The organism is Streptomyces sp. NPDC048389 (assembly GCF_040706335.1).
Classification (GTDB): Bacteria; Actinomycetota; Actinomycetes; order Streptomycetales; family Streptomycetaceae; genus Streptomyces.
Genome location: NZ_JBEZKP010000050.1, coordinates 48198 through 55457, shown reverse-complemented (window position 1 = coordinate 55457; position 7260 = coordinate 48198). Strand labels below are relative to the sequence as shown.

The following is a 7260-nucleotide window of genomic DNA, read 5'->3' as shown; positions in this document are numbered from 1 at the left end:
TGCCGGGAGTCATACGCCCCCGACCAGCACGAGCACCCCGAAGCCCATGCACACCAGCCCCGTGACCTGCAACTTCACGATGCACACAACTCAATGCGTGGTCGCCCGGCGCCCGTCGAGGCGACCTGCGGCGGCCAGCACGTACGAGGCGGTGCAGATGGACACGGTCCGGGCCTCCGGGCGCAGCCGGCGCAGCGCGTCGGCGAGTGGCGCGGGAAGCCAGTCCCTGTCCTGGCCTGGCCCGCAGGCGAAGGGCGGGACGACGAGCGTGTCCGCGGTCGCGACGACGTCGGCGCTGTGTTCCACCATGACGGAGAAGTCCGCGCTGGTGCGGACCGGGCCGCCGTCGAGGCTGCAGGTGATCACTTCGTAGAGCGGTTCGCCGTCACGACCTGCCGCAGTGGCGAATATCCGTACGGGGATGCTCATTTCGAAGGGGTAGACGCCATCGAGGGCGAGTACGACGACTCGATGCAAGGACGGCGGCGAGGGCGGCGGCAGAGTCGGCGGGAGCGGCGGCGGAGACGACGGCATGGCCGGATCCTTGCACACCTTGGCCGCACGGCCACTCGTGGGGGCGTGGGCGGCGGCGGAGGGTGGTCGCACACCCCGTCGACCGCCTGTTGAAGGAGCGGACATATGCGTGCCATCGGCCAGAAGACCCTTGGTGGACCGGAAGTCCTGGAGCTCGTGGAGAGGGAACGGCCCGAGCCCGGCCCCGGCGAGGTCCTGGTGCGGGTGCACGCGGCCGGGGTCAACCCCACGGACCGGTGGCACCGTTCGACGGGCGGCCTGCTCTCCGACGGTCCGGTACCGCTCGGCTGGGACGTATCCGGTGTCGTCGAGTCGGTCGGCCTCGGCGTGACCGTGTACCGGCCGGGCGACGAGGTGTTCGGCATGCCGCGGCTGCCGCAGCCTGCCGGTGCGTACGCGGAGTTCCTGACGTCGCCCGCGCGCCACCTCGCCCGCAAGCCGGCCGGACTGTCGCACGTGGAGGCGGCCGCGTTGCCGGTCGCGGCGCTGACGGCGTGGCAGTCGCTGGTCGACACCGCGGACGTCCGTCCGGGGCAGCGCGTCCTGATCCACGCCGCCGCGGGCGGTGTCGGCCATCTCGCCGTGCAGATCGCCAAGGCGCGCGGCGCGTACGTCGTCGGGACGGCGTCGGCGTCCGCGCACGACTTCGTGCGGGGATTGGGGGCGGACGAGGTCGTCGACTACCGGGAGGCGCCTTTCGAGACGGCCGTCCGGGACGTGGACGTCGTCCTCGACGCGGTGGGCGGCGAGTACGGCCCGCGCTCGCTCGACGTGTTGCGGCCCGGCGGCGTGCTCGTCTCGATCGCCTCTGCGGCGGAGGCGTACCTCGCGGACGTCGCGGAACGGCGTGGCCTGCGCGCCGGCTTCACGATCGTCGAGCCGGACGCGGGTGGCCTCCGGGAGATCGCGGCGCTGGTGGAGTCGGGGCGGCTGCGGGTGCGGGTGGACGCGGTGCTGCCGCTGGAGGAGGCGGCGAAGGCGCATGCGATGGGCGAGGCGGGAGGTGCGCGGGGGAAGGTTGTGCTGACGGTGGGGTAGAAGATTGCGGGGACACGCAGGCGGGGCGGCGGTACGTGGGCCGGCCGGTGCGCGGAGCCCGCTCCCCGCCCCGCCCCTTCCCGGAACCGGGCCCCGCCCGGACTCGCCCCTGGGCTCGCCCCAGGGCCCGCCCGAACCACCCCACCGCCCCCGTCCCCGACCCAGCCCGGCCCCGCGCTGCGCGACGCGGTGCCTTCGGGCGCTCCCACGCCCGGGCCCCCGCGCCTCGAACGCCTGGCAGGGCTGGAACGTTGGGCGGGGGCGGGAGCAGAGAACCGGCGCTAAGACGTCCACTCGTCCGCGACCGACAGCGCCGCGTCCAGCGCCGCCAGGCCCTCCTTGGCCTCCGCCTCGCTGACGTTGCACGCGGGAACCGCATGCGTGCGGTTCATGTTGACGAAGGGCCACAGGCCGTTCTTCTTGCAGGCCGCCCCGAACGCCGCCATCGCCGCGTTCGCCTCGCCCGTCGCGTTGTACGGCACGAGCGGCTCACGGGTCTCGCGGTCGCGGACCAGGTCGAGGGCCCAGAAGGCGCCCAGGCCGCGGACCTCGCCGACCGACGGGTGGCGCTCCGCCAGTTCCCGCAGCCCGGGGCCGAGGACGTTCTCACCGATCGCGGCCGCGTGCTCGACGACCTTCTCGTCCTCCATGACCTGGATCGTGGCGACGGCCGCCGCGCACGCCAGCGGGTGGCCCGAGTAGGTGAGCCCGCCGGGGTAGGGCCGCTTGTCGAAGGTGGCGGCGATCTCGGCGGAGATGGCGACGCCGCCCAGCGGGACGTAACCCGAGTTGACGCCCTTCGCAAAGGTGATCAGGTCCGGCACCACGTCGAAGTGCTCGGCGGCGAACCACTTGCCCGTGCGGCCGAAGCCGGCCATGACCTCGTCGAGGACGAAGACGATGCCGTACCGGTCGCAGATCTCCCGGACGCCCGCGAGGTAGCCGGGTGGCGGCGTCATGATGCCCGCCGTGCCGGGGATCGTCTCGAGAACGATCGCCGCGATCGTCTGCGGGCCCTCGAAGGCGATGGTGTCCTCGAGGTGCGTCAGGGCGCGGGCGCACTCCTCGGACTGAGTGGTGGAGTAGAACGGCGACCGGTAGAGGAACGGCGCCCAGAAGTGGACGACGCCCGCCGTGCCGTTGTCGCTGGCCCAGCGACGCGGGTCGCCGGTGACGTTGATCGCGGTGGCCGTGCCGCCGTGGTACGAGCGGTAGGCGGAGAGCACCTTCGGGCGGCCCGTGTGCAGCCGGGCCATGCGGACGGCGTTCTCGACGGCCTCCGCGCCGCCGTTGGTGAAGAAGATCTTGTCCAGGTCCCCGGGGGTGCGCTCGGCGATCAGCCGGGCGGCCTCGGAACGCGGCTCCACAGCGAACGCGGGCGCGAAGGTCGCCAGCTTCCCGGCCTGCTCCTGGATCGCGGCGACGACCTTCGGATGCTGGTAGCCGATGTTGGTGTAGACGAGGCCGCTGGTGAAGTCGAGGTAGCGGTTCCCGTCGTAGTCCCAGAAGTAGGACCCCTCTGCGCCGGCGACGGCGAGCGGGTCGATCAGGCCCTGGGCGGACCAGGAGTGGAACACATGGGCACGGTCGGCGGCCTTCACGGCGGCGCCGGCCTGGGGGTCGGCATGAGGGGTCATGCCGACCAGCGTAAGGAGGCGCCACCGGGCGGCGACATGGCCACCTTGTACGGCCTCGGCCGCATATCTGGGCAAGATGTCGCGCCCGTCCGGGCAGGGCGCCGCGCCCGCTGGTGCTCCGGGAGGCGCAGTCCGTCGCACAGGTCGCCCGCACCATGGGCATCACCCGGCAGAGCGTGCAGCGCATCGCCGACGTGCTGGTCGAGCAGGGGCTCGCGGAGTACCGGCCCAACCCGGCCCACCGGCGCGCGAAGCTGCGGCACGCGACGGAGGACGGCCGGGCCGCGGTCGGGCGGATCGACCCCGGGCACGCACGGCTGGCCAACCGCCTGCTGGCGGAGCTCGGGCCGGAGGAGTTCGCCGAGACCGTACGGGTGCTGGAGCAGCTCTCGAAGGCGATGGCCGCGATCGAGGCGGAGCACACGATCGAGACGGAGGACACGGACGAGACGGAGGACGCGGACGGCCCGGAGAGCCCGGCCCGGAGCCCCGGCGACGCGTGACGACGTGGACGCCGGGGGCAGGGCGCCGGATGCCCCCGGCGTCCAGGTGCGCGGCAGGAGGCCGGTCCTGGCCCCTGCGGCCGCCGACGGGCGCACTATCCTCGGTGGCGTCGGGGTTTCGTACGGGGGAAGGGCTGCGCGGCGATGGAGCAGCTGGCACCAGGGGATCCGCAGAGCATCGGCGAGTACCGGATCCTGGCCCGCCTCGGCGCGGGCGGCATGGGGCAGGTGTATCTCGCCCGGTCCGACCGCGGGCGGACGGTCGCGGTGAAACTCGTGCGTCAGGAGCTCGCCGAGCAGGAGGAGTTCCGCGACCGCTTCCGTCTCGAAGTCCGTTCGGCGCTGCGCGTCGGCGGGCAGTGGACGGCGCCGGTGCTCGACGCGGACACGGAGGCACCGATTCCGTGGGTCGCCACCGGGTACATCGCAGGGCCCTCGCTGCACGCGGTCGTCTCCGGTGAGCACGGTCCGCTGCCCGAGCGCAGCGTCCGGCTGCTGGCCTCCGGACTGGCCCACGCGCTGACGGACATCCACACGGCGGGTCTGATCCACCGCGACCTCAAGCCGTCGAACATCCTGCTCACCATCGACGGGCCGCGCGTCATCGACTTCGGGATCGCCCGCGCCCTGGAGACCGTCACCGACGGCGGCCTGACCCGCACCGGCGCGCTCGTCGGCTCCCCCGGCTTCATGGCCCCGGAGCAGGTGCGGGGCCATCAGGTCACCGCGGCGTGCGACGTCTTCTGTCTGGGCTCGGTCCTCGCCTACGCGGCGACCGGCCGGCTCCCGTTCGGCTCGGCGGCCGGCGGCGGGCACGCGCAGATGTTCCGCATAGCGCAGGAGGAACCGGATCTGAGCGGCGTCCCCGCCGGTCTGCTCGACCTGGTCCGCGAGTGTCTGCGCAAGGAGCCGGAGGCACGGCCGGCGCTCGCTCAGGTGCTGGAGCGGACGGCCGCCGACGCGGACGGCGAGCCATGGCTGCCGGGGGCTCTGACAGCGCAACTCGGGCGTCATGCGGTGCGGTTGCTGGACTTCGAGGACCAGCCCCGGACGCCCGGCCCGGGGCTGGCCGCGCCCCCGCCGGGAACGCCCGTGCAGCCGCCGACGCTGACGGCTCCCCCACGCCGGGAACCGGCGCCCGCCCCCGCACCCCTCTTCTCGCCCCCGCCGACGCCCGTACCCGCGCCACCCCCGCGGTACGGGCCCGGGCAGCCCCCGCAGCACGGACAGGCGTACGGGTATCCGCAGCCGTACCCTCCGGCCCCGTACGCACCTGCCCGGCATGCCCCCGCCGGCGCCCCCGCGCCGCGCCATTCACGCGGCGGGACACTCGCGCTGATCGCCGTCGCCCTGGTCGTCGCGCTCGGCGCGGGCGGCTCCGTCTACGCGCTGATGTCCAAGGACGAGCACCGCGGGGCGAACGCGGACCCGACGCCCGGCCCCGAGACGCCCACACCGTCGCCGCAGACGCCCACGGACAACTTTGCGCCGCAGCCCGGCAGTACGCCGTCGACCGCGCAGGCAGACGGGGACGTGCCGCAGGAGTACGTCGGCACCTGGCAGGCGTCGTTCGACACTGCGGACGGCACCAACACACGGATCATGACGCTCACGCAGGGCGCGAGGGGCGAACAGGTGATGACCCTGACCGGCACCGGCCCGAACTACGACTGCCGCTGGTCCGCCACCCTCCGCGCCGCGGGCCCGCCCCTCGAACTCGACCCGACCGAGGTGGCGTTCGGGAACCGGGTGTCCTGCGCCCCGGGCCAGTGGAGCCGGCTGACCATGCGGGGCGACAGCACCCTCGTCCGCGAACTCGTCGGCTCCGGGGGCGAACCCCTCACCTACACCAGGACGGGCTGACATCCGCACCCGTACGGATTGGCCAACCCCGTACGAGTTGAGAGGCACGCCCCCCGTACGGGTCGTGAGGCACCCCCACCCGTACGAGTTGTGTGGCACACCCCGGCACGGGCGGGCCTGGTCAGCCCCAGCTGGCGCTGTGGAAGCTGCGGTACTCCCTGCGTTCCTGGGCCGACACCAGCCAGCGCGCGGCCAGCAGTCCCGTCAGGCTGACCCCGATGAGGCCCGCGCCCAGAGCCGGGTTGCCGAAGTCGACGATCGAGGTGACCGTACGCGACGCGATGCCCTCTTCCGGACGCACCGGCGGTACCGGCGGCGCGGGTACCGGCGGCGCACCGGCCCCGGTCTCCCCGTTCTCCTCCCTCGCCCCGTCCGCGTTCGCGTCGCCGGGAGCCGGCGGCCCGCCCGTCAGGTTCACCCCGAGGCTCTCCATGGCCGTGGTCACCGGCTGGAAGTAGGTCGTGCCGCCGGTGGTGCAGTCCCCGTCGCCGCCCGAGGTGACGCCGAGCGCCAGCCCCTCGGAGAAGAGCGGGCCGCCGCTGTCGCCGGGCTCCGCGCAGACGGTGGTCTCGATCAGTCCGGTGACCGTGCCCTCCGGGTAGTTCACCGTGGCGTTGACGGCGGTCACCATCCCCGACCGGAAGCCGGTCGTGCTGCCGCTGCGGAACACCCGCTGGCCGACGGCCGCCCGGCCGGCGCCGACGATCTGCACGGCGCTGCCGTTGCCGGTGTCCACGACGTTGGTGCGGTCGAGGGTGCCGACGTCCTCGTAGCGCACCAGGGAGTAGTCGTCACCCGGGAAACTGGACACGGTGGTGGTGCCCACGAGTTCGTCGGCGCCGCGGTCCAGGAACCAGGTGGTGTCACGCGGTCCGCAGTGCCCGGCCGTCAGGATGAAGGTGTCCCGGCCGTCGGTGACGTTGAAGCCCGCCGAGCAGCGCCGCCGGTCGCCGAAGACGGGGGTGCCGCCGTTCACCCGGGTGGTGAAGGCGCCGTCGGTCCGCTCCATGCGCACGAAGCCGCCGATCTGCTCGGCGAGGCCGGACAGGTCCGACCAGTCCTCGGCCGAGACGGTGCTGTCGGCGCGCACGGTGATGCTGTTGTCGGCGTAGTCCACCGACCATGCCGTGCCCGGCACGCGGGGTGCCGAGCGCAACTCCTCTGTGGCCGAGCGGAGTTGCTCCATGCTGTGCTCGACGACCTTCGCCTCCGCACCCGCCCGCCGCGCCTCTTCGGCCGCGTCCTGGTCGGTGACGGCGACGACCGTGCGCCCGTCGGCGCCGGTCCAGCTGCCGGCGGTACGGGACGGGCCGAGCCGCGCCACGACGTCCGCGGCCGGGTCCACCGCCTGCGGACCGCCGGCGGGCGGCTCGCCCGCGACGGCGCCGGAGACCATCAGGCCGCCGCTGAGCAGCCCGACGACGGCGGCCAGCCGCACGATCCGCTGGAGTTTTCGTCGTGCGCGCCTCCGGCGTGTGTGCATCATCCGCAGCCCCATGGTCGTGACGGAACGGTCTGACCGTTGGCGGGGGCCCCGGAAACCGGGGCCCCCGCGCTTCAGTACGTGCCACCGGGCCGGAGCGTTCAACGGCGCTTCTCCGAGGGTTCGGTGGCCGCCCCGCCGGTCTTCGGGCTCTTCGGCTCTTCGGGCTCCTCGGGCTCTTCGGGCGCCCCAAGCGCCTCAA

5 protein-coding genes and 1 pseudogene are annotated in these 7260 nt (G+C 73.7%); 3 read left to right on the top strand and 3 right to left on the bottom strand.

What is annotated here, in order from left to right; translation table 11 throughout:
* Positions 1-90: 90 nt before the first annotated feature.
* On the bottom strand, positions 91-534 hold the full coding sequence (locus AB0903_RS27095; protein ID WP_366707124.1) for a DJ-1/PfpI family protein: 444 nt from the start codon (positions 532-534) through the stop codon (positions 91-93).
* A 105-nt stretch (positions 535-639) separates the two neighbouring features.
* On the opposite strand from AB0903_RS27095, the gene AB0903_RS27090 reads away from it, so the two are divergent.
* The gene (locus AB0903_RS27090) at positions 640-1572 is read left to right on the top strand and encodes an NADP-dependent oxidoreductase (protein WP_366707122.1); all 933 of its coding nucleotides are present in this window, start codon (positions 640-642) and stop codon (positions 1570-1572) included.
* Between the two features lie 281 nt (positions 1573-1853).
* Here AB0903_RS27090 and AB0903_RS27085 read toward each other — a convergent pair whose 3' ends face one another.
* Positions 1854-3209 (bottom strand): aspartate aminotransferase family protein, encoded by a 1356-nt coding sequence (locus AB0903_RS27085; RefSeq protein WP_366707120.1) that lies wholly within the window; start codon positions 3207-3209, stop codon positions 1854-1856.
* A 134-nt stretch (positions 3210-3343) separates the two neighbouring features.
* Between AB0903_RS27085 and AB0903_RS27080 the strand changes: the two are divergent.
* Positions 3344-3712, top strand: a pseudogene (locus AB0903_RS27080) (MarR family winged helix-turn-helix transcriptional regulator); the annotation flags it as partial.
* Between the two features lie 144 nt (positions 3713-3856).
* Positions 3857-5575: a serine/threonine-protein kinase gene (locus tag AB0903_RS27075; RefSeq protein WP_366707118.1), complete on the top strand. Its 1719-nt coding sequence runs from the start codon at positions 3857-3859 to the stop codon at positions 5573-5575.
* A 121-nt stretch (positions 5576-5696) separates the two neighbouring features.
* On the opposite strand, the gene AB0903_RS27070 is transcribed toward AB0903_RS27075, so the two are convergent.
* Positions 5697-7061: a S1 family peptidase gene (locus AB0903_RS27070; RefSeq protein ID WP_366707116.1), complete on the bottom strand. Its 1365-nt coding sequence runs from the start codon at positions 7059-7061 to the stop codon at positions 5697-5699.
* Positions 7062-7260 lie beyond the last annotated feature (199 nt).

What these genes read in the sequence shown, in the direction of transcription:
- AB0903_RS27095 (WP_366707124.1), bottom strand. Translation starts at nt 534, where the DNA reads ATGCCGTCGTCTCCGCCGCCGCTCCCGCCGACTCTGCCGCCGCCCTCG.
- AB0903_RS27090 (WP_366707122.1), top strand. Translation starts at nt 640, where the DNA reads ATGCGTGCCATCGGCCAGAAGACCCTTGGTGGACCGGAAGTCCTGGAG.
- AB0903_RS27085 (WP_366707120.1), bottom strand. Translation starts at nt 3,209, where the DNA reads ATGACCCCTCATGCCGACCCCCAGGCCGGCGCCGCCGTGAAGGCCGCC.
- AB0903_RS27075 (WP_366707118.1), top strand. Translation starts at nt 3,857, where the DNA reads ATGGAGCAGCTGGCACCAGGGGATCCGCAGAGCATCGGCGAGTACCGG.
- AB0903_RS27070 (WP_366707116.1), bottom strand. Translation starts at nt 7,061, where the DNA reads ATGATGCACACACGCCGGAGGCGCGCACGACGAAAACTCCAGCGGATC.